Genomic DNA, 19,044 nt, shown 5'->3' on the forward strand with positions numbered 1-19,044 from the left:
ATTTATGATTATAGTTAAGGTGGATAAGTAAACTTTATCTGGAAATATCTCCTTATAGTTATCCTAGTAAGGGAAGAATTTTGATATTTTTGTGGAGGGTTATATTCATTGACGATTGCCATAGGTACGCTTGTTATATTGATTATTTTAAACGGTTTTTTCGCTGCATCTGAAATTGCCTTGATCTCACTGAATGACAAGAAAGTGAAGCGCATGGCTGACAGTGGTGATAAAAAAGCGAAGAAATTGTACAATCTTATATCTGAACCAAGCCGTTTTTTATCAACCATTCAAATCGGCATTACACTGGCTGGGTTTCTAGCGAGTGCATTCGCCGCTGATTTTTTTGCCGGACCGTTAGCGGAAGCGCTATATAACGCAGGGGTTCCCTTGTCTCAGGCTCTGCTTGAAACGGTTTCAGTGGTCTTGATAACGATTGTGTTATCTTACTTCACCCTGGTGTTTGGAGAGCTAGTACCTAAGCAACTCGCATTGCAAAAGTACGAGTTGATCTCGAACATTGCCGTTACACCTCTTTCTTGGTTATTTAAAATCTGTTTACCAGTTGTTAAGCTGCTTACCTTTTCCACCGATAATACGGTCCGTTTATTTGGAGTGGATCCAAATGCTGAGAACCAAGAGGCCACAGAAGAAGATATTCGAATGATGGTCGATGAAGGGGAAGAAAAGGGTACGATTGAAAAAGCTGAACGATTTATGATCAATAATATCTTTGAATTTAATGATAAATCGGTTTCCGATATTATGACACACCGCACAGACATGTCCGTTCTAGATGTGGAGAGCAGTTTGCAGGAAACGGTGCAGTTAGTGAATGAAGAAAAGTATACACGATTCCCTGTATATGAAGAGGGAATCGATAATATTATTGGTGTGCTGCACACAAAAGATTTGATTCAATTTGTAGAGCGTAAGGATAATGACGGTTTTAATGTAAAAGAAATGATTCGCAAACCATACTACGTGCTGGAAACCCAGCGTGTGGATGTAGTATTTCGTGATATGCAAAAGAACAATATGCATATTGCCATCGTTCTTGATGAATTTGGAGGAACCGAGGGCATGATCACGATTGAGGATGTGATTGAGGAAATCGTTGGAGAGATTTTCAGCGAAAATATAGGACCTGAAATTAATGATGAAGAAATCACTATGATTGAGCCAGGTAAGTATTCTGTTGCCGGGATTGCTCGGCTGTATCAGCTTCAGGATGTGCTAAGCATTGACTTCCCTGAGGAAGAGTTTGATACGTTAAATGGTTTTCTAATTGATCAAATTGGTTACGTACCTTCTGTGGGCGAAAAGCCTGTGATTCGATTTAAGCAGATCCTCTTTGAAGTGACCGAAGTAACAGAATACCGAATCGAAAAAGTTATCGTAACGATTGATGTGGGGGAGGAAACAAGTGAACAACCCTCGCAGGAAAATAGTTAATTCTGCTGGTGTTTTTGCCACAGAAGATGAGGTTAGGTATAATTGGACCAGCCCCGAAGAGAGCAGAACAACTTAGGGGTGAACAAGGAGGAGATATACGTGTCAACAGAAAAAGACTATGATAAGAAATTAGACAACTTTGATTCTTCAGAAGCCATTAAAGGGAAAGAAAAGCATTTCTCTGAAAATAAATACTTAGCCAAACTGCTTAAGTATGCTAAGAAAATGGGAGTGAAAATCTCCTATTACAGCTTGCTGTTATTCTATACGTTCAAAAGCCCGGAAACTCCTAAATCAGTGAAGGTGACAATTGCAGGTGCCTTAGGATATTTGATTCTTCCGCTTGATATTGTGCCTGACTTTATCCCGGTTCTAGGGTTCGCCGACGATTTGATGGTTGTCCTATATGCTCTGAACAAAGTCAAAGGGCATATTACGGATTCGATTAAGGAGCAGGCCCATGAACGTATGAAGCGCATTTTTGGTGTGAATTATGATGGCAAGAACGAAATAGACGCTAATCTGAAACCTCAGCAAGAGGACTAATTCCTGCCTGCGAAATAAAAAGAAGCCTGATTTCCCTGTGTATTCAGGGGAAATCAGGCTTCTTTTCTGTAGGAATGGAGTTTTACTTAAGAATCATGAGTGTTGAAAAAAGAAACGAACTTAGAGACTGATTCGTATGGTATATAGACTTCTGTTCGGATATGGCTTAGTTCGTGCTTTGTAACTCTTCTTTTGTAATTTCATGCCAACCGTTATCTGCAAGCTTTTTTAAATAGGTTTCTATCTTAATTTCCTCGTTTTCTATCGCCAGGGGTGCAAGAGAAACCCAGCATTCATCAGAAGCATAATTGATTGTAACTTTTACCACTTCATATCCATTGTGGAAGCCTGGATGAAATCCTGGGTCATCTATTATATCCCCTTGGACAGGTCGGAATGTAGATTCAAATGTTTTAATCAACGCTGCATGTTCGTCTGGATCATTTGCAGAGGATATAAACAGCAATAAATTTATTTTCATGCGACTCTCCTTTTTATATAAGTATAGCTCATAGGGGAAAATTAAAGCAATTCATTACAAGCCATAAAGGAGGGGATTAAGAATGAAGATTAATGAAAAAGAGTTTCACAAGAGCAATTTATCTTACATTGTTAGACCGGCCATAGACGAGGATGCGGAAACCCTGTCCAAAGTTAGAGTGGAGATAGACGGTGAGACAGAAAATCTTGATCGAGAGAAGGGCGAAGATTACATAGATGATTCAAGTTTTAGAAAAATTATTAAAGAGGATACAGATGGTAATCATAACTTGTTTTTAGTTGCTGAAGTTAATGGGAAAATTGTAGGTTTCTCAAGGTGTGAAGGAAGCAACTTGAAAAGACTTTCTCATAAAGTAGAGTTTGGAGTCTGTGTCTTAAAAGAATATTGGGGATATGGGATAGGAAAGAATCTTTTGCAGGAATCAGTTTGTTGGGCAGATTCAACTGAAATAAAGAAAATAGCCCTGACTGTACTCGAAACCAATGTTAAAGCTATAGAACTTTATAAAAAATTCGGTTTTGAAGTAGAAGGTATTTTAAAAAAGGACAAATTCCTTTCAGACGGGAATTATTATAATACAGTATTGATGGCGCGGTTAAACCATTAGCGTCTAATGGAGTATGTACATATTATAGAAACATTAAAGGTTAATTTCATAAGCGTATAGAAGGATTAATTAGACGATCACAATAACAGGGGAGGTAAAAGATGAGTATTGAAAATGAAGTAGCGACTCGAGTGTATCGAATGCGAGAATTGCACGAAGATTTTTCAAAAGGCAGATTCGATGAAATGAATGAATACTATTCTAAGGAATTTCAGGGATATCTTTATATGCCTGATCAGGATCAAGTAGAATTATTCAACTGGGAACAGATTAAGGAGGGAAATGAAAGTGCAGCAGCACATTATAAAGGAAAAGATATTAGATTTATCTATTCTGGATTAACGATTCTCCCTCAGTCTGATACCCAGGCCGCTGTTTCCTACGAAATCACCCATAAATATAAAGAAAAGATGGTTCGAGCTTTATCGCTTGAAGTATGGCGGAAAGAGTCCGATGGAAAGTGGAGAATGCTCAGGTGGTACGAAGAAAAGGGATCAGTATCTTGAATATGTATTGATGCAGTGCCTGGAGAATAGCAAGGTTGGAGGGTGAAATAGTGGTCAAAACAATGTTTCTATTTTTACTGTCTTTCATAATGATAAGCGGTTTACTTTTGGTGGTTGGCTATACGTTTGATTTCAAATTATTGATGTTTCGCTTTTACAAGGAGACTTCAAACGGATTTGAGGCGAGTAGTTCAGTAATCCCTTTTATAATTGGGATATTTTGTAGTTATGTTATCGGGAAATACTATTATCATAAGAGAATAGTTAGAGAGTAAAAGAAACGTATTTTTATAAAACAGTGAGTATATGTAGAAGGGAGGGGAGGCTGGGTGGAGTTAGTTTTTGTTAGACATGGTCAAGCGGAACATACCTTAAATGTACCTGAAAGCTTGCATCTTTTAGATCCGGCTTTAACGGAGAATGGAATTATTCAAGCTGAATCTTTAAGAAACCAATGGCCTTTATCAGATACAGATATAATTGTGATTAGTCCTATAAGAAGAGCTTTGCAAACAGCTGAAATTTGGAGTGAGAAGATAAAGTGTCAAACGTTAGTTAGTCCATTAGTTTCTCCCAGGATGTTCCCTCAAAAGCAAGCATCACAGACATTACCTTGCGATAAAATTTTGACAAAAGAGCAAATAATGAATGAATTTTCTAGTTTTACTATAGATGATCAGGTGCCGCATAGGATATGGGTAGAGGGAATAAATACTTTACCTGATCATGAGTTCAGGTTCTTGGCCATCGTCTTTCTGAACTGGTGCCGACAGCAGAGGTATAACAGAATATACATTGTTTCACATGATGGAACGATTACTTCTTATAGACAATTATGTAGTAGACAGAAACTTACACGGAATGACTTTCCTAAAGAGACTGGGTGGTGCAAATTAGATTGTTAGGCAACAGTTTGCAGTGATTACAGTATAATATGAAACAAATGGAAGGTGTAAATCGTATAGTTACTAATACTTCTTGTAAAGGAGCGATTTATGTATGTCAGGTATATTGACCATTCTGGGAATTATCGTGCTGCTGGCATCTCCAAGTTTAGTAGGAATGTTTCGCAAACGTTCCTCACGCTCTAGGTCTAAGTATAGCAATGATTTTGGAGACAGGTTAAGGAATGCGAAAACAGGATCTCGCGCCCAATCAGAAGCTAGAATAAAAATTAGTGCGGAAGCAAACAGGAATTCTGGCGGCGGTCCTGGCTTCTAGAAGAAAGGTTAATTAATGAAACCTTCTGGCCTTCTTTTAATGGAAAGAGACGCGCTGGATTCTAAAGAATCCAAACACGTCTCTGAATAGTAGAGTCTTCTGTTTGCTATTAAACTAGGAGACTCTCTCTTTTAATGGAAGGAGTTTTAATCTAGTACCAAAAATCCCATCCACGACGTCGATGATGTTTACAACAACATCTATGATTACGATCTTCTGCACCGCCAACCATATCGTCTCGTAGACATCGGTTTACGGCACGACAGAAATCCTCGCCGTCAATATAAGATCTTACTGGAACTTTAAAATCTGAAGCACCAGCTACGTTGTTACCACAGTGCCTTCTATTAGAAGCACCGCCTACATTATTATTACCACAGCATCCCATAGTAATTTCATCTCCTTTCCTACTGAATTGGTCTTACACGGTATCTTATGTAAGATAGAGGTAGTTGTTCAGACAACCCCCCACCTAGTCAGTAAAATGTGTTATAGCTTACTAGATACGTTCACTAGGATTATGGAGTAGGAGTAATTGTTATAGCGAATTTATTGTAGGTTTTAGCGAGGTCGCTTAAATAGTTTTTACAAAAAATAAAAGGGGAAATTGTATGGTTGTCATAAGGAGGGCATCTTCCGAGCATGTTGAGGGAATTTCCAGGGTTTGTTCAGAAGGGTGTATGGATACTTACAAAGGGATTAGAAGTAAGGAAAACATAATGAGAAATAATAAGATTTTCTACAACTATGATCGTATCGATCGTGAATTAGAGGAAGCAGAAGGTTGGGACGGTTATATTGTGGCGCTTGAGGATGAGGAAGTGGTGGGCGCTATCGGTGGAGGGATGATCGATCGTGATGAAAGTGAGATATACGTTTTATATCTGGCCCCTAAACGTCGAGGAGAAGGAATAGGTACTCAACTGTTAGATTACATAACCAGTGTGCAAATTGAAAAAGGATCAAAAGAACAATGGGTATCTGTACAAAAGGGAAACCATAAAGGAATTCCGTTCTATGAAGCCAGAGGATTTACTAAGAACTCTGAGAAATTAGCTCATTCAAATGCTTCTGATGAGGAGTATATCTCCTTGAGAATGGTGAGGGGGATTTAATTTTATCTATGAAAGCAGGCTATTCTATAAAGAGAGGAGAAGAATGGTGACGTTGCTAAGAAAAGTGAACCTGATAATTTCTACTGTAGTACTTGGATATATAGGATGGCTTATCTTGGGAGGTGGTTTCGATCTGCCTACTGACCTAGTCTTTTCTCTTTTGGCTTTGATGTATTTGCTGATGGGCATAGAAGATGTTAGGGACAGAAAAGAGAAGTTTGGGTATCTTTATCTGCTAACTTCTTTAGTAATCTTCTTAATGTTATTTGGCGACTGGTTGAACATAATTTGAAGTACGATTCTAAGCTAAAAATTTTTTTAATCACGAAAAAATGATTATCAAGGAATTTACAGGTAGTTTTAGGCAAAAAGAATTATACATAAATGGCCAGCTGGTATATCAGCTGGCCTAATCTTGTTGGTCTTGTATATCTTTGGTTAATCCTTTCCAAAAAAAGTCAACGATTGATCTGGCAGCTTCTCGTGCAGAAGAGAAAATCGTGTGGTCATCGGCATTCTTATAATTACCTGTATTTAACAAAGAAATATATCCGTGCACAGCAAAGGTGGGGTTGATGGGGGAGATGAGACCTTGATCGATCGCTTCTCGAAAGGATTCCTCCATCGACGTATACATCTCTTCTTCTGCTTGTTGAATCGATATCAATTGCTCCTTCGAAAGCATGTTCTTGGCACCATGAATAAAACGCTCTGTATCTAAATCAACCGACACAGATAAATAAGCCTCCGCTACATTCAGCAGTCTCGTTCGAAAAGGCTTGTCTTCACTCAAGAGTTGAAGCGTCAGGTTTCGAATCCGGTGCATCAGCCTAATCATCGTCTCTGTATAAAGCTCAGATTTGGTTTTGTAATAATAGTACACCGATGCTTTCGTCACATCACAAGCCTTAGCTACATCATCCATCGATACATCTTGATAGCTATTCTCGAGGAAAAGCTGTGATGCCTTGCTTAGGATGAGTTCATTTGTTGGCCGTTTGTCTTTATGGTGGGGAGGACGTCCTGGGGAACGATTCGTTTGTTTCTCCATCTTTAATCTCCTTATACGGAAGGTCAGGTTTAGTATAACACACGAGGTTCGTTGAAAAGAACTAGCAAACTTTTGATAATTAACTGTCTAGTATATATAATTTAGGGTACACATATATAATTTAAAAATACATTTGGATATGGTAAAAAGAGAGGAAGATTCTTTTGAAAAAATCACTTATCACCCAGTGGGGTCAAATCGTGGCTGGTTCGAAAACTCGTTGGCTGACGATCATGATTTGGCTGCTGCTGGTTGTTGTTTTATCGTTTGTCTGGCCGCAAGTTAATCAGGAAGAAACCAATTCAAGCCAATTGCTGCCTGATGATGCCATGTCGGTTGTGGCTTCTGGTATTTCATCTGAACAGTTTTCTAATGATTCTGGTGTGCCCCTGTTAGTCGTTTGGCACCGGGATGGGGGACTTGAGAAAAAGGATTATGAAACGATTCAGAACATATATGCAAGTCTGGAAGACGATCCGGTAAGCGAACAGAAGCTGATCCCGCCGTTTGCGAAGGCCCCTCCGCAAGCGCTGATGGGAGCAAGTTCTGAAGACGGGGCAGCGCTGACAACTCCGGTCTTTTTTGAAAAAGGGGCGTCGACGGAATCCTTACAGCATGCTCTGGATCAATTACAAGAGAGAATTATCGATCAAACCGGGAAGGCGGCTTTTCAAGAGGATCTCTCGGAAGATGGCCTCCACGTACGTTTTACAGGGCCAGTGGGCATTCAGACTGATGCTACAGAGTTATTTAGTAATGCTGATGTGACGCTGTTAATTGCCACTGTCGGATTAGTTTTAGGGCTGTTGATTATTTTATATCGCTCCCCGATCCTTGCACTGGTTCCTCTTGTTGCTGTAGGGGCAGCTTATGGTTTAATCAGTCCATTACTAGGATTTATGGCTGATCAGGGATGGATTGTTGTAGATTCCCAGGCCATTTCGATTATGACTGTCCTATTATTTGGGGCGGGGACAGACTACTGCTTGTTTCTGATCTCCCGTTATCGTGATGAATTACGTATTGAAGCAGATAAAAATATTGCCTTGCAAAAAGCGGTTAGCGGGTCAGGAGGCGCGATTATGGTCAGTGCCTTAACAACGCTCACTGGACTGTTAACGTTAGGGTTAGCTTACTATGCTTCTTATGATCGCTTTGCCGTGCCATTTAGTTTATCGATCCTGGTGATTGGTATTGCAGCCTTAACATTGCTGCCGGCAATTTTAGCTATTTTAGGCAGGGTGGCCTTTGTACCGTTTATCCCTCGTACGGAAGAAATGATTCAGAAGCGGGAACGCAAGAAAGGGAAGTCCCTGCGCCGCCCTCAATCAACTGGTCCTATTAACCGGGCAATTGGGCGCTGGGCCACAGATAAACCATGGATCATTATCATTTCATGTACGGTTTTGTTAGGGGGGCTGGCGCTGTTTGTACCTAAAATCGATTATACGTATGGCTTGCTGGATTCTTTCCCGGAGGATATGCCTTCACGTGAAGGATTCTCCATCATTGCCGATCATTATTCACCTGGGGAGGTGGCCCCTGCCGAAGTGATTGTTGAGACAGAAGGGGAAGGGGCAAATGTGAAAGAGACATTGAGCTCGCTTTCTGTTGTGGGTTCGGTTAGTGACCCGGTGGAAGGATCGGAGAATTCATCCTTACTGAAATACGAAGTCACCTTATCCACTGATCCCTACTCGGAAACAGCTATTGAGGCGATTCCGGATATGAAGAGCGAGGTAGCAGCTGCTCTTGAGGAAGCAGGGGTAGAGAATGCCGCCAATAACGTGTGGATTGGAGGGGAAACGGCTGGACTTTATGATACGAAACAAATAACGAAGCGAGACCAATCCGTAATCATCCCGGCTGTGTTGATCATCATAGCATTGCTGCTGCTCGTTTATCTGCGCTCGATTGTAGCCATGATCTATTTACTAGCAACCGTAGTGTTATCATATCTCGGTGCTTTAGGATTAGGATGGCTGATTATCGATTACGTTTACGGAGCAGATGGGATGTCAGGATTAATCCCACTTTATGCATTCGTATTTCTAGTGGCCCTGGGCGAAGACTATAACATATTTATGGTCTCAAGCATTTGGAAAAAACGCCGTCACATGCCGCTTAAACGGGCTATACGTGAAGGGGTAAGTGAGACGAGCGGCGTTATAGGTTCAGCAGGACTCATTTTGGCAGGCACATTTTCGGTGCTTGCTGTACTGCCGCTTCAAGTTTTGGTTCAATTTGGGACAGTGACGGCTATTGGCGTTCTCCTGGATACGTTTATTGTCAGACCATTACTGGTTCCTTCTCTCACCGCTGTATTAGGAAGGTTCTCATTCTGGCCGGGTAAACTGTGGAAGTTGAAGGATCATAAAGATAACCTGGTTCAAAAAGAGGGAGAAGTTAAGGAGTAAAAAGACGTCAGAATGCTTAATCCTTACAGGCTGGGACATAAGTAAAGCAATGATTCCAAAAAAAGAACATTAAAAAATAAATCGTATAAACGCCGAAAATTAGCGCAGTCAAAATGTGTAGACTCCTGCGGGAACAGCGCGAGCCGAAGATCCCACAGGAAAGCGAAGCATTTTGACGGAGCGATGGTAGAATCCTTTCTTGGTATGCAAATAATCCGGACAAATTCAAATAAAATTGTCCGGATTATTTTATGCATTATTTAGTTTTGTCCCGGACTTATTATTTTGCAACAGCTAAAAATGTCAAAAGTTGTCGTACACACACGATAGTATTCTGAATTTTCTGCATTAATTGTAGTTAATTATAATAATTTGTGATAAAATGAGAAAGTAAATATTGATTAGGAAATACTGAAAGGCAGTTGAAACGACTTTTCCATCCTCCATTTTATAGAGATGACTCAGCTTTTCTGATTCCAATAAGGGAGGGAACTTACAATGAGTTTCAGAGTGATCGCATGGTATAATGAAAGAACAGAAATAACCTTTCTGCAAAGCTCTGGTGAGTATAGGAATGAAGTACGTTTTGAAACTAAGGAAGATGCTGAGGTATTCATCCAGCTCATAAAAAACAATGGATTTTCCCGTGAAAATTTCCGCTTTAAAATCAAACCATATGAGCAGAACTTTTTTATAAAAAAAGGCGAAAAGTATCGGGAAAAGTTTAAGCCATTGCTGTAAAGTCTCGTAAGAAGAAAAATCTCAAGGGTTTAAGTATGCAGAAGGAAATAGGTATCTTCCATGCCTTTAAATGTGTAGACAAGCTTACGATGACTAGGATGGTAATATACAATCATATAATCTCCATCATAAGGATCCACTATCTTTTTACCTTTAGGTAAGTGTGACAGTTCAGTGATTGCTACCTCATGAACATTAATGAAGTCTTTGAGGGCATGTGACATTTGTTGTGTTAAGTTCAAGATTATCACCTTTTACTAATAAGTTAATCAATCATTCATCATGTTCCCGGCGTATCGTCTTTGCGTGATGTGCCATCTTTCTTCAAATCTGTCGTATTCATAGGTAACATTGATGACCTCCTCTTTCCTCCGTTTTAGAACCGCGATTTCAACAGTAGTGTAACGCCAGCATGAAAGCTATTTACTGTATTCCCGTTCCATTTTGTTATAAACCCATTACAAGAGAGAGGACATTAACATCTCATTGAGTTTCTATAGAAGCCAACGAAGCCGCAGGTCAATAACCTTACGTAATGATCAGGGAGGTGATATGTTGACATTTCGATCTGAAATAGATTCGTTGTTTGCAGCGATCACAACGGTAGTCCTTCTTATCATTGGAATTATCTTTTTGGTTCCATATGTCTTCGATGAATCCACGCATACCTTTACTTTTACCTTAGTATGGTTATCATTATTTTTTCTTACCATGGCGTTTATTTTATGGGTCTCTTTTTCTATAAAATATATATTTCATGATGATTATTTGTATGTGAAAGGCGGGCCATTCTTTAGCAAAATTCCTTATGGCGAGATTACCAGAGCAGCCCCTACGAAAGATATATACACAGGGTATCGAATATTGTCTTCCAGTAATGGGCTTGAAGTCCATTATAAATCTGGAGTCCTCGGGAGTGTGAAGATTTCTCCGAGAGATAGACATAGGTTTCTTTCTGAGCTCAGGAAGCATTGTCCCGAGGCTGATATTTATGATTAATAAAACCGGATTTGCAGTCAATGAGACTAATCTATTGTATTGGATATCCGCCTTTGCTAAAATAAATGAATTCGAATGAAAATAGGTATTTATAGATCTTAGAAACAGATCGCCAGGAAAGGTGTTTGAGGATTCATGCTGCATAATCCAACAGGAAAAGAACGCATAGGGTTGGCCTTGCTTCTCGGTATGCTTGGGATATTAGGTCCCCTTAATATTGATATGTATTTACCAAGCTTCCCGGCGATTGCTGAAGACTTTGGGGCTAGCGCTTCACTTGTTCAGCTCAGTTTAACTGCCTGTTTGATCGGGCTTGCAGTCGGTCAGTTGGTCGTTGGTCCTATAAGTGATGCACAGGGCCGAAGGAAACCGCTCATGATTTTCATTTTCTTATTTGCGTTAGCATCTCTTTTCTGTGCGTTGGCACCGAATATTATTACGTTAGTGGCAGCCCGCTTCCTGCAGGGCTTCACGGCTTCAGCAGGGGTGGTTCTTTCTCGTGCTGTCGTTCGCGATGTGTTTAGCGGAAGAGAGCTTACGAAGTTCTTTGCACTGTTAATGGTGATCAATGCAACGGCTCCAATGATTGCCCCCATGACCGGTGGAGCCATCTTGCTTTTACCATTCGCTACATGGAATACGATTTTTTACTTTTTATGCATTCTTGGATTGATCATTGTTTCAGTCATTGCTTTAAAATTACCCGAAACCTTACCATCTGAGAAGAGAATTCCAAGCTCGATTGGTCATTCTTTCCGTACTATTGGCAGTTTACTAAAAGATCGTTCGTTTATCGGCTACGCCTTGACGATTGGCTTTATTCACGGCGGCAGCTTTGCTTATGTTTCAGGAACGCCTTTTGTCTACCAGGGGATATATGACGTGTCGCCCCAAGTATTTAGTATTCTATTTGGTATTAATGGCCTGGCGATCATTAGCGGGAGTTTTATCATCGGACGCATGGGAGGAATCATTCATGAGCGCAGTTTGCTAAGGACAGCTGTCATTATAGCTGTGAGTGCTACCTTCTTCCTGCTTATTATGACGATCATTGAAGGACCGTTAGCCATGCTTGTGATTCCGATTTTCATTTACATGACGTCTATGGGAATGATTCTTACAAGTACCTTCACACTTGCCATGGAAAAACAGGGATATAGGGCAGGAAGTGCAAGTGCTGTTTTAGGGATGCTTCCGTTACTATTTGGGTCGATGGTTTCTCCACTTGTCGGCATCGATGAAACGACAGCTGTACCGATGGGAGCCGCTTTATTTATTACGGCATCCATAGGTTCTGTAGCCTTTTTTACGTTGACAACAAAGAGTCAACAGGCAGAAGCATAGGGAGATTAAAAGAGGGGGAGATCTATCCTGCTTAGTGTACTCAGCGTTCTTCTAACAGAAAACTGTGATAAGAGAACTGAGGCGGGTCAAATGTTTTCACTCTCTTCCTCCCCTTGAAAATCAAGTTATACGCTTTGATAATCATTATCTAAAGTGGCTACACCAAGAGCAAGGTTATCCCATAGTATTTCCTCGACCATTTCAATTTTTTCTTCATCGCAATAAATGATGAGAATGAGCTCAGACGTTTTTCCCCTTAATTTCCGTTGTTTTTTACGTTTCTTTGTGTTGAACCATAAACTAATTAAAACTCCTATAACAAACCCAACTATTGCTGCAATGATCCCCCAGACAATCGGTCCCCAATCCAGACGAAATCCTATACTAGCTCCAATTACCGAAAAGCCAGTCCCAAGAGCCGCTCCGAGATCAAATAAACTGATCCCGTCTGAATGGTGAATTGTGTCAAGCAGCCTTCTATTTTCTGTTCTGTTATTCAGAGGAATAGCCAGGATACTCTCTTTTGGAATCTTTTTCATTTCAAGTGCCGAAATTGCTAATTCTAAATATGTCGAATGTTCAAAGGTAGACATCAGATACATCTCAATCACCTGTCTCTTTTTTAAAAGGTAAGTCAAAATTGGGTTTTTGATAACGCTGCTTCAAGAAGTTTCTCTGCTCATTATCAAACAGCTTGTTATTTTCAACAGTATTGACGTAGGAATCATACATGGCAAAGAAATAAACGGAAGGAATAAACAGCAGCCATTCCATATTCAGGACTTCGGTTGCTTGATAAAAATTTCCTAGCGTAAGAAAATGAACCGACTCAAGAAAATGGGATAAATAAACGATGGTCACGACCCAGATCATTAGAAAAAAAGCTGTCACGATTCTATGAATATAAAGCTGTCCTGCACCTGGCATAAAAAACGACCACATCACAGCAATCCATGGTTTCCTTTTATCAAGGTAGTTAATTTCCAAAGCTGTAATTTGGAAATTAATAAAACGGGCGTTTTCCCGGTCAGCCAAGATATAAACTTTATTCATATCAACTGAAGTTCTGTAGCTGTCCCATATGCCGTAAATGTAGACAGGTATATAAAGCAGTATCCATCTTGGTTCAAGGATCATTGTAGCCTTATCAAATTCCCTGTTAAATGAGTAAAGCATGGCCAAATTGACGTTGGCATTGATGTTTATAATGATCTCCCATAGAACCAGTACATAACCGCGAAGGTACTTAGATAAGAGTAGGTGTCCAAACCCAGGGAAGGCCGCTGACCACCAGGCGATGATCATTGGGTTTCTCAAATGAATTTGGGTGGTACCAAGTGCACTGACATATGCTTTGTAGCGTCGTGCTCGATTAGTGTTTTGGTAAGTTTGCAAAAAAATCTTCCCCTCGTCACTTACAGTTATTCCCTATTTTGCGCTTTTAGTTTTTAATTATTCTTTTTTATAAATAGGGGAGCCAAAAGCGTGGATGAAAAAGGTTGTTGAGATTTTCTCAACAACCTGGTCAGCCTTTTTTTAAAAGGTAATTTATAATAAATAGTGCCAAAACAGGACGACAGAACATCCAATGATGATCAGCCACATTAGGGCAGAAGGCAGGCCGATTTTAAGTAAATCCCGATCTGTAAAATATCCGTAGGAGTAGCTGATTAAGTTTACGGGTGATTGGGTGATTAGGAAAAATCCAGGAATTCCAGTTAAGAACACAGCCATCGCTACAACGAGTGGTGAGAATCCTGCCAGGTTTTCACCGATTTGAATAGAGAGCGGAATCATGATTGTCAGGAAACCAAGAATGTTCACAAAAATAATCCGAATCAGGGCTGTACATAGAACGAGAGTCAACACAACAAGCATTGCTGATTGTGTGACCATGGACTCAATGAGGAAGTCAGCGATCCATTTAATCGTCCCGGTTTTCACGAGCATCCCTGAGACCATCAGGGTACTGGCGAAAAACAACATCATATCCCAATTGACGGAAGTTCTGGCTTGCTCCCATTTCCATACCCCTATACCGGGTAGAACAGTTAAGACAGCTCCTAGCAACCCGATTAGAGGGATGGAAAAGCCATGCAAACTTTGTGTGGCCCATAAAACGAGCGTCAGACTCATGATGGCTATAACCTTTTTCTCAGGCATACTTAGGCGTCCTAACTCTGCTAAGCGGTTGTTCAACAACTGCAGCAAATGTTGCTTCTTAATGTTTTCGGGTGGAAAGTAATATAAAAACAGCCCCCATAATAAGACGACATATACGAGAATCGGTGGAGCAAAATACAACATCCATGTTATGTAATTCAGATCAGTGGAAAGGTCTGAAAAAAGTCCGAACGTGTAGATAGTAGAGCTTGCACCTGTGGCAACAAAAGCTCCGGAGATGGCAGCTAAGTAGCTGATGCCAATAAATAAAGCTGCCCCTAAATTTTTCACCTCACTGAATTCTTTTAAATTTTTTAACAGGCGATCAAGTACTGAAGTGACAAGATTGGCTTTACCTACGTTGGAAGGAATTAGGATCGACAGCACAAGCATTAGAATAAAGGAGATCAGGACCAGCGCACGTCCGGAGCCACGAGAAATTTTCAGCAATTGAAGGGAAATGCGGCTTGCCAGACCCGTTTCGATAAAAGCATGCGAAATAATGAAGGTCGAAAACAGCAGCCATACGACCTCCGAACTAAAGTAGGCAAGGGTTTCCGAATACGTGAAAAAATGAAATGAAAGCAGCAGAATGAGTAAGAGCGAGCTAAACGCTAATGGAAACACCCGGCCGATCCAGAGTATTTGAATCATCACCAGGGCGGCTGCAGCCTGAAGTTTGATGTCCATGTGGAAAAACGGCAGGAAAAATAGTAAGTATAACAAGATAGAAAGCGTTATTAACCATGTCTTTTTATGCATATATGATGCTCCTATAGAAGTGAAAAACCACCATATGAATCCGGTGGTTTTTCATCTGCTTATGAAGTGGTGTTCGTTGTTTTATTTTCTACATATCGCGCTGCAGAAGCACCGGCTGTTTTGCCAAAAACAGCTCCTGACATTAATCCGGATCCTCCTGGATAGTTTCCGTAGAAAATCCCGCCTACCATTTCTCCGGCAGCAAAGAGGCCGGAAATTGGCTCATTCTCTTTATTCAAAACTTCGCCTTCTGTATTTACGTGGACGCCTCCGAATGAGAAGGTTATTCCACAAGTAACAGGGAAGGCGTAGAAGGGACCTTGCTCGATCGGCAGTGCCCAATTGGTCTTAGCTGGAGTGACCCCAGTTGTTGCTTTGCCGTCTTTAACGGTGGGATTGTAGTAGCCATCTTCTATCGCGTTATTATAATCAGCAATGGTTGTTAAAAACTGTTCACGATTCACATCCAGTTTCGCGACTAATTCTTCAAGCGTGTCAGCTTGATAATAGGTGGCTTCTTCTAGATTGTATTCTTTACGCAGCATGGGCCGAACTTGCTGATCATAAATTTGGTAAGCGATGTGATCTGGCTGCTTTAGAATTTCCCGGCCGTATTTTGCATACGTATAGTTTCTGAAATCTGCTCCTTCATCGACAAATCGTTCGCCTGCTTTATTCAGCATGATACTTAATGGATAGGAGTGCTTTTTGAAAATGTCGCCAGGTTTCGTAAAATCACCTGTCTTTGGAGCATTGTAATCGGTGCCGATGGAGTGGCAGCCCGACCATTCGCCATATTTCTGCGCCCCGATATTAAGGGCCATTGTCAATCCGTCACCTGTATTGTACTCCGTACCGCGCACAATCGCTGCTTCCCATTCTTCGCCAATATGCTCAGAACGCATTTGTTTATTAGCCTCAAAGCTGCCACAGGCTAATACAACGCTTGATGTTTCTATATTCGTTTTGTCACTATGTTGTTCAACTATCACCGAAGAGATCTGGCCATTTGTTGTCCGCAATTCAACGGCTCGGGAGTCGTACCAAATATTGATTCCAAGCTCTACAGCTCGGGAAAATAATGTGCTCATCAAACCCATTCCGATATTTTTCGTTTTCACAGGAAGGCCGCCCCAGAAATGGTACCGTCCTTCTTTTTCAAAAGATTGATTGCTGTAATTGAGTTCGAATTCAACGCCTTGCTCTCTCATCCAGGAAATGGTTTGATAAGACTGATTAACGAGGTGGCTGGCTAATTCGGGTGTGCTTTTGTCACTTGTAACGCGCATGATGTCACCGTAGTAATCTTGCGTGCTATATTCGGGCATTACAATCTTATCAGCTTCTTCGTCTGTCAGGTCAGGCATCAGTTTTCTTATATCACTTAATTCATTGTAGGCAAAGCGAATCGCTCCATCAGTGAAATACGAGTTGCCTCCCCGCTTATGTTCGGGCCCCCGTTCAAGGACGAGAACCTTGGCTCCTGCTTCGCGTGCTGAAATGGCTGCACATAAAGCAGCATTTCCAGCACCTACTACAACTAAATCGTAATGAATATCATTGGACATAATCGTTCCTCCTTAGGATGATTTATAGACGTCATCGCCCTGAATCTGTTGGTTATTTCTTTTCTTAATTAATTTGAGAATCAATGGATAAAACAGGGACAATAATGTTAGGACAATTAAAGCAATGCTAACTCCGGATGAGAAGAAAATTCCTAGATTCCCGTTTGACGACAGCACGGCCATACGGAAATTCTGTTCCATATCTGCTCCGACAATTAAGGCAAGGACTAGTGGCGCAATCGGGAAGTCCATCACTTTCATCATTAAGCCAAACAGTCCAAATACAAGCAGTAAGAAAAAGTCGACTGTTGAATAGCTCAGCGTGTATGTTCCGATAAACGCTAACATGACGATGAGCGGGTAAAGCACTTTAGCCGGAGTATCAAGAATTTTGACAAGCAAACCGACAAGCAGGATATTGATGATAATTAAAGCAATATTTCCAATAAACATGCTGTTAACAAGGGCCCACACCGTATCGGGCTGCTGTTCGAATAAAAGCGGTCCAGGTCTTAACCCAAGCATAATAAGGGCGCCCAGCATGACAGCTGTGGTTCCGGATCCTGGTATTCCCATGGTAAGCAGTGGAATCATGGCCCCCACAGATGCAGCGTTGTTGGCCGATTCCGGGGCGGCTAACCCTTCGACTGCACCTTTTCCAAATTCATCTGGATTTTTTGAAGTTTGCTTCGCTGTTGTGTACCCGATCATTGAGGCGATTGTTCCGCCTGCTCCTGGAAGAACTCCAACGATGAAGCCTATGGGACCGCTCCGTAAGATCGGCATTCTTGAGCGTTTCCATTGTTCCTTGGTAAACCAGACTTTGCCGACTTTCTTCTTTTCTTTCTTTTGCTGGTCAATGTTTAAAAAGTTGTAAAGGACTTCACCGATGGCGTACACGCCAATAATCACGATAAGAAATTCAATCCCATCACTGAAATGGGGAATGCCCATTGTGAATCGATAGACACCAGTTTGTGTATCAATCCCCACCGTACTCAGAGCAAGTCCGATCATCATAGCTAGAAAACCTTTGACCATTTTCCCAATAGAGAGGGCTATAATGGCGGAAAGGGTGAGAAGCATGAGCAGAAAATACTCCGCTGGACCAAATTTTAAGGCGAAATCTGCCAGCGGTACAGCCAGGAAAATAAATCCGACAACAGCAATAATTCCTCCAATAAAAGAAGCGACAGCGGAGATAGCTAATGCCGGGCCTGCCTGACCATTCTTTGCCATAGGATAACCGTCAAATGTTGCCGCAATGGCTGAGCCGTCGCCAGGTGTATTGAGAAGAATCGAGCTCCGAGATCCTCCATACATAGCCCCGTAATAAATAGCAGCCATTAAGATAATCGCACTGACAGGATTCATACTAAATGTAATCGGGATCAGAACCGCTACAGCAGTTGCAGGTCCTAAACCAGGAAGCATGCCGACAACTGTTCCTAAAAATCCGCCAATGATAATCCACATAATATTCATAGGTTCGAGGGCAATCGAAAGACCCTCCATAAAGCTGCTGACATCCATGTTGAATCACCTCCTAAGGTAAGCTGACTCCTAGTAATTCGCTGAAGGCATACCAGGATATAAATGAGAAGCTAATGGTGACGATGATATTGACCAACCATTTTTTGTATCCGTTTAAGTAAAAAAGCAGGGCACCTAAATAGATGATAGTCGAAATTAGATAGCCAAGGGGGTTGAACATAAAGGCATAAATGATACCAAAAGCCAGGGTGAATCCAATCAGCTTAGGTGTCCTGCCTGATAGAATTTGTTTGATTTCCTCGTTTTCAACGTGCAGGTTTCTTAGCTCTTGAATGAAATAAATGATACTAAAAATGAGCATGATAACGCTTATGCCTACAGGAAAATACATGGGAGCATCCGGGTTTCCCAGGTTCGCTTTAGGTAAATTGAGGGATGCGATTAAAAAGATAATACTAAACAGAGTGAAAAAAGCGGGCACGCTTATTTTTATTAGTTTCATATCGTTCTCACCTCTTTTGCTAGAATTAATGCCCGCTGCCATAAGCTCTGA

General features: G+C 41.1%; 20 protein-coding genes. 11 read left to right on the forward strand and 9 right to left on the reverse strand.

Translation table 11 applies throughout. The features are described 5' to 3' along the window. Positions 1–108 precede the first annotated feature (108 nt). Both G6R08_RS14915 and G6R08_RS14920 read left to right on the forward strand, forming a co-directional pair. Positions 109–1,455 carry a hemolysin family protein gene (locus G6R08_RS14915; RefSeq protein ID WP_163528948.1) on the forward strand — a complete coding sequence of 449 codons (1,347 nt, stop codon included), beginning with the start codon at positions 109–111 and terminating at the stop codon, positions 1,453–1,455. A gap of 99 nt (positions 1,456–1,554) precedes the next feature. Then, positions 1,555–2,001, forward strand: coding sequence for a YkvA family protein (locus G6R08_RS14920; RefSeq protein WP_240339736.1), 447 nt, complete (start codon positions 1,555–1,557; stop codon positions 1,999–2,001). 166 nt (positions 2,002–2,167) lie between these two features. Here G6R08_RS14920 and G6R08_RS14925 read toward each other — a convergent pair whose 3' ends face one another. Next, entirely contained in the window at positions 2,168–2,482 is a 315-nt protein-coding gene (locus G6R08_RS14925) for a hypothetical protein (protein ID WP_163528950.1), read from the reverse strand. 82 nt (positions 2,483–2,564) lie between these two features. Here G6R08_RS14925 and G6R08_RS14930 point away from each other — a divergent pair, with 82 nt between their 5' ends. The 5 genes from G6R08_RS14930 (at position 2,565) to G6R08_RS14950 (ending at position 5,952) form a co-directional block, all read left to right on the forward strand. After that, positions 2,565–3,110, forward strand: coding sequence for a GNAT family N-acetyltransferase (locus G6R08_RS14930; protein WP_163528952.1), 546 nt, complete (start codon positions 2,565–2,567; stop codon positions 3,108–3,110). 101 nt (positions 3,111–3,211) lie between these two features. Then, a complete protein-coding gene (locus G6R08_RS14935) occupies positions 3,212–3,616 on the forward strand; it encodes a DUF4440 domain-containing protein (RefSeq protein WP_163528953.1) in 405 nt (134 codons plus the stop codon). Between the two features lie 329 nt (positions 3,617–3,945). Further along, on the forward strand, positions 3,946–4,521 hold the full coding sequence (locus G6R08_RS14940; protein WP_163528955.1) for a histidine phosphatase family protein: 576 nt from the start codon (positions 3,946–3,948) through the stop codon (positions 4,519–4,521). A gap of 94 nt (positions 4,522–4,615) precedes the next feature. After that, positions 4,616–4,837, forward strand: coding sequence for a hypothetical protein (locus G6R08_RS14945; RefSeq protein ID WP_163528957.1), 222 nt, complete (start codon positions 4,616–4,618; stop codon positions 4,835–4,837). 719 nt (positions 4,838–5,556) lie between these two features. Beyond that, positions 5,557–5,952 carry a GNAT family N-acetyltransferase gene (locus tag G6R08_RS14950; RefSeq protein WP_338035436.1) on the forward strand — a complete coding sequence of 132 codons (396 nt, stop codon included), beginning with the start codon at positions 5,557–5,559 and terminating at the stop codon, positions 5,950–5,952. Between the two features lie 409 nt (positions 5,953–6,361). Here the strand turns inward: G6R08_RS14950 and G6R08_RS14955 are convergent, their stop codons facing one another. Continuing rightward, positions 6,362–7,003 carry a TetR/AcrR family transcriptional regulator gene (locus G6R08_RS14955; protein WP_163528961.1) on the reverse strand — a complete coding sequence of 214 codons (642 nt, stop codon included), beginning with the start codon at positions 7,001–7,003 and terminating at the stop codon, positions 6,362–6,364. Between the two features lie 164 nt (positions 7,004–7,167). Here G6R08_RS14955 and G6R08_RS14960 point away from each other — a divergent pair, with 164 nt between their 5' ends. Continuing rightward, complete coding sequence (locus G6R08_RS14960) at positions 7,168–9,420, forward strand: MMPL family transporter (RefSeq protein ID WP_420810405.1); 2,253 nt, start codon at positions 7,168–7,170, stop codon at positions 9,418–9,420. 498 nt (positions 9,421–9,918) lie between these two features. Then, positions 9,919–10,161 carry a hypothetical protein gene (locus tag G6R08_RS14965; protein ID WP_163528963.1) on the forward strand — a complete coding sequence of 81 codons (243 nt, stop codon included), beginning with the start codon at positions 9,919–9,921 and terminating at the stop codon, positions 10,159–10,161. 29 nt (positions 10,162–10,190) lie between these two features. Here G6R08_RS14965 and G6R08_RS14970 read toward each other — a convergent pair whose 3' ends face one another. Then, positions 10,191–10,403 (reverse strand): hypothetical protein, encoded by a 213-nt coding sequence (locus tag G6R08_RS14970; protein WP_163528965.1) that lies wholly within the window; start codon positions 10,401–10,403, stop codon positions 10,191–10,193. A 310-nt stretch (positions 10,404–10,713) separates the two neighbouring features. On the opposite strand from G6R08_RS14970, the gene G6R08_RS14975 reads away from it, so the two are divergent. Together G6R08_RS14975 and G6R08_RS14980 are read left to right on the forward strand one after the other, a co-directional pair. Beyond that, on the forward strand, positions 10,714–11,160 hold the full coding sequence (locus G6R08_RS14975) for a PH domain-containing protein (RefSeq protein ID WP_240339737.1): 447 nt from the start codon (positions 10,714–10,716) through the stop codon (positions 11,158–11,160). Positions 11,161–11,295: 135 nt separating this feature from the next. Next, positions 11,296–12,504: a Bcr/CflA family efflux MFS transporter gene (locus G6R08_RS14980; RefSeq protein WP_163528967.1), complete on the forward strand. Its 1,209-nt coding sequence runs from the start codon at positions 11,296–11,298 to the stop codon at positions 12,502–12,504. Between the two features lie 125 nt (positions 12,505–12,629). Here G6R08_RS14980 and G6R08_RS14985 read toward each other — a convergent pair whose 3' ends face one another. The 6 genes from G6R08_RS14985 to G6R08_RS15010 all read right to left on the reverse strand — a co-directional run bounded on the left by G6R08_RS14985 (position 12,630) and on the right by G6R08_RS15010 (position 18,993). Beyond that, positions 12,630–13,106, reverse strand: a complete 477-nt coding sequence (locus G6R08_RS14985; RefSeq protein ID WP_163528969.1) for a lipopolysaccharide assembly protein LapA domain-containing protein — start codon at positions 13,104–13,106, stop codon at positions 12,630–12,632. 1 nt (position 13,107) lies between these two features. Then, on the reverse strand, positions 13,108–13,899 hold the full coding sequence (locus G6R08_RS14990) for a hypothetical protein (protein WP_163528971.1): 792 nt from the start codon (positions 13,897–13,899) through the stop codon (positions 13,108–13,110). A gap of 153 nt (positions 13,900–14,052) precedes the next feature. After that, a complete protein-coding gene (locus G6R08_RS14995; protein ID WP_163528973.1) occupies positions 14,053–15,429 on the reverse strand; it encodes an SLC13 family permease in 1,377 nt (458 codons plus the stop codon). 59 nt (positions 15,430–15,488) lie between these two features. Further along, complete coding sequence (tcuA, locus tag G6R08_RS15000) at positions 15,489–16,997, reverse strand: FAD-dependent tricarballylate dehydrogenase TcuA (protein ID WP_163528975.1); 1,509 nt, start codon at positions 16,995–16,997, stop codon at positions 15,489–15,491. A gap of 12 nt (positions 16,998–17,009) precedes the next feature. After that, positions 17,010–18,530 (reverse strand): tripartite tricarboxylate transporter permease, encoded by a 1,521-nt coding sequence (locus G6R08_RS15005; RefSeq protein WP_163528977.1) that lies wholly within the window; start codon positions 18,528–18,530, stop codon positions 17,010–17,012. A 13-nt stretch (positions 18,531–18,543) separates the two neighbouring features. After that, positions 18,544–18,993: a tripartite tricarboxylate transporter TctB family protein gene (locus G6R08_RS15010; protein ID WP_163528979.1), complete on the reverse strand. Its 450-nt coding sequence runs from the start codon at positions 18,991–18,993 to the stop codon at positions 18,544–18,546. Between the last annotated feature and the right edge of the window lie 51 nt (positions 18,994–19,044).

Origin of the sequence: Halobacillus ihumii (assembly GCF_902726645.1) — a bacterium.
GTDB classification, from domain to species: Bacteria; Bacillota; Bacilli; order Bacillales; family Halobacillaceae; genus Halobacillus_A; species Halobacillus_A ihumii.

Bases quoted from the DNA above. Each gene is read 5' to 3' on its own strand.
- G6R08_RS14925 (WP_163528950.1), bottom strand. From the start codon at position 2,482: ATGAAAATAAATTTATTGCTGTTTATATCCTCTGCAAATGATCCAGAC.
- G6R08_RS14930 (WP_163528952.1), top strand. From the start codon at position 2,565: ATGAAGATTAATGAAAAAGAGTTTCACAAGAGCAATTTATCTTACATT.
- G6R08_RS14935 (WP_163528953.1), top strand. From the start codon at position 3,212: ATGAGTATTGAAAATGAAGTAGCGACTCGAGTGTATCGAATGCGAGAA.
- G6R08_RS14945 (WP_163528957.1), top strand. From the start codon at position 4,616: ATGTCAGGTATATTGACCATTCTGGGAATTATCGTGCTGCTGGCATCT.
- G6R08_RS14950 (WP_338035436.1), top strand. From the start codon at position 5,557: ATGAGAAATAATAAGATTTTCTACAACTATGATCGTATCGATCGTGAA.
- G6R08_RS14955 (WP_163528961.1), bottom strand. From the start codon at position 7,003: ATGGAGAAACAAACGAATCGTTCCCCAGGACGTCCTCCCCACCATAAA.
- G6R08_RS14965 (WP_163528963.1), top strand. From the start codon at position 9,919: ATGAGTTTCAGAGTGATCGCATGGTATAATGAAAGAACAGAAATAACC.
- G6R08_RS14975 (WP_240339737.1), top strand. From the start codon at position 10,714: ATGTTGACATTTCGATCTGAAATAGATTCGTTGTTTGCAGCGATCACA.
- G6R08_RS14980 (WP_163528967.1), top strand. From the start codon at position 11,296: ATGCTGCATAATCCAACAGGAAAAGAACGCATAGGGTTGGCCTTGCTT.
- G6R08_RS14985 (WP_163528969.1), bottom strand. From the start codon at position 13,106: ATGTATCTGATGTCTACCTTTGAACATTCGACATATTTAGAATTAGCA.
- G6R08_RS14995 (WP_163528973.1), bottom strand. From the start codon at position 15,429: ATGCATAAAAAGACATGGTTAATAACGCTTTCTATCTTGTTATACTTA.
- tcuA (WP_163528975.1), bottom strand. From the start codon at position 16,997: ATGTCCAATGATATTCATTACGATTTAGTTGTAGTAGGTGCTGGAAAT.
- G6R08_RS15005 (WP_163528977.1), bottom strand. From the start codon at position 18,530: ATGGATGTCAGCAGCTTTATGGAGGGTCTTTCGATTGCCCTCGAACCT.
- G6R08_RS15010 (WP_163528979.1), bottom strand. From the start codon at position 18,993: ATGAAACTAATAAAAATAAGCGTGCCCGCTTTTTTCACTCTGTTTAGT.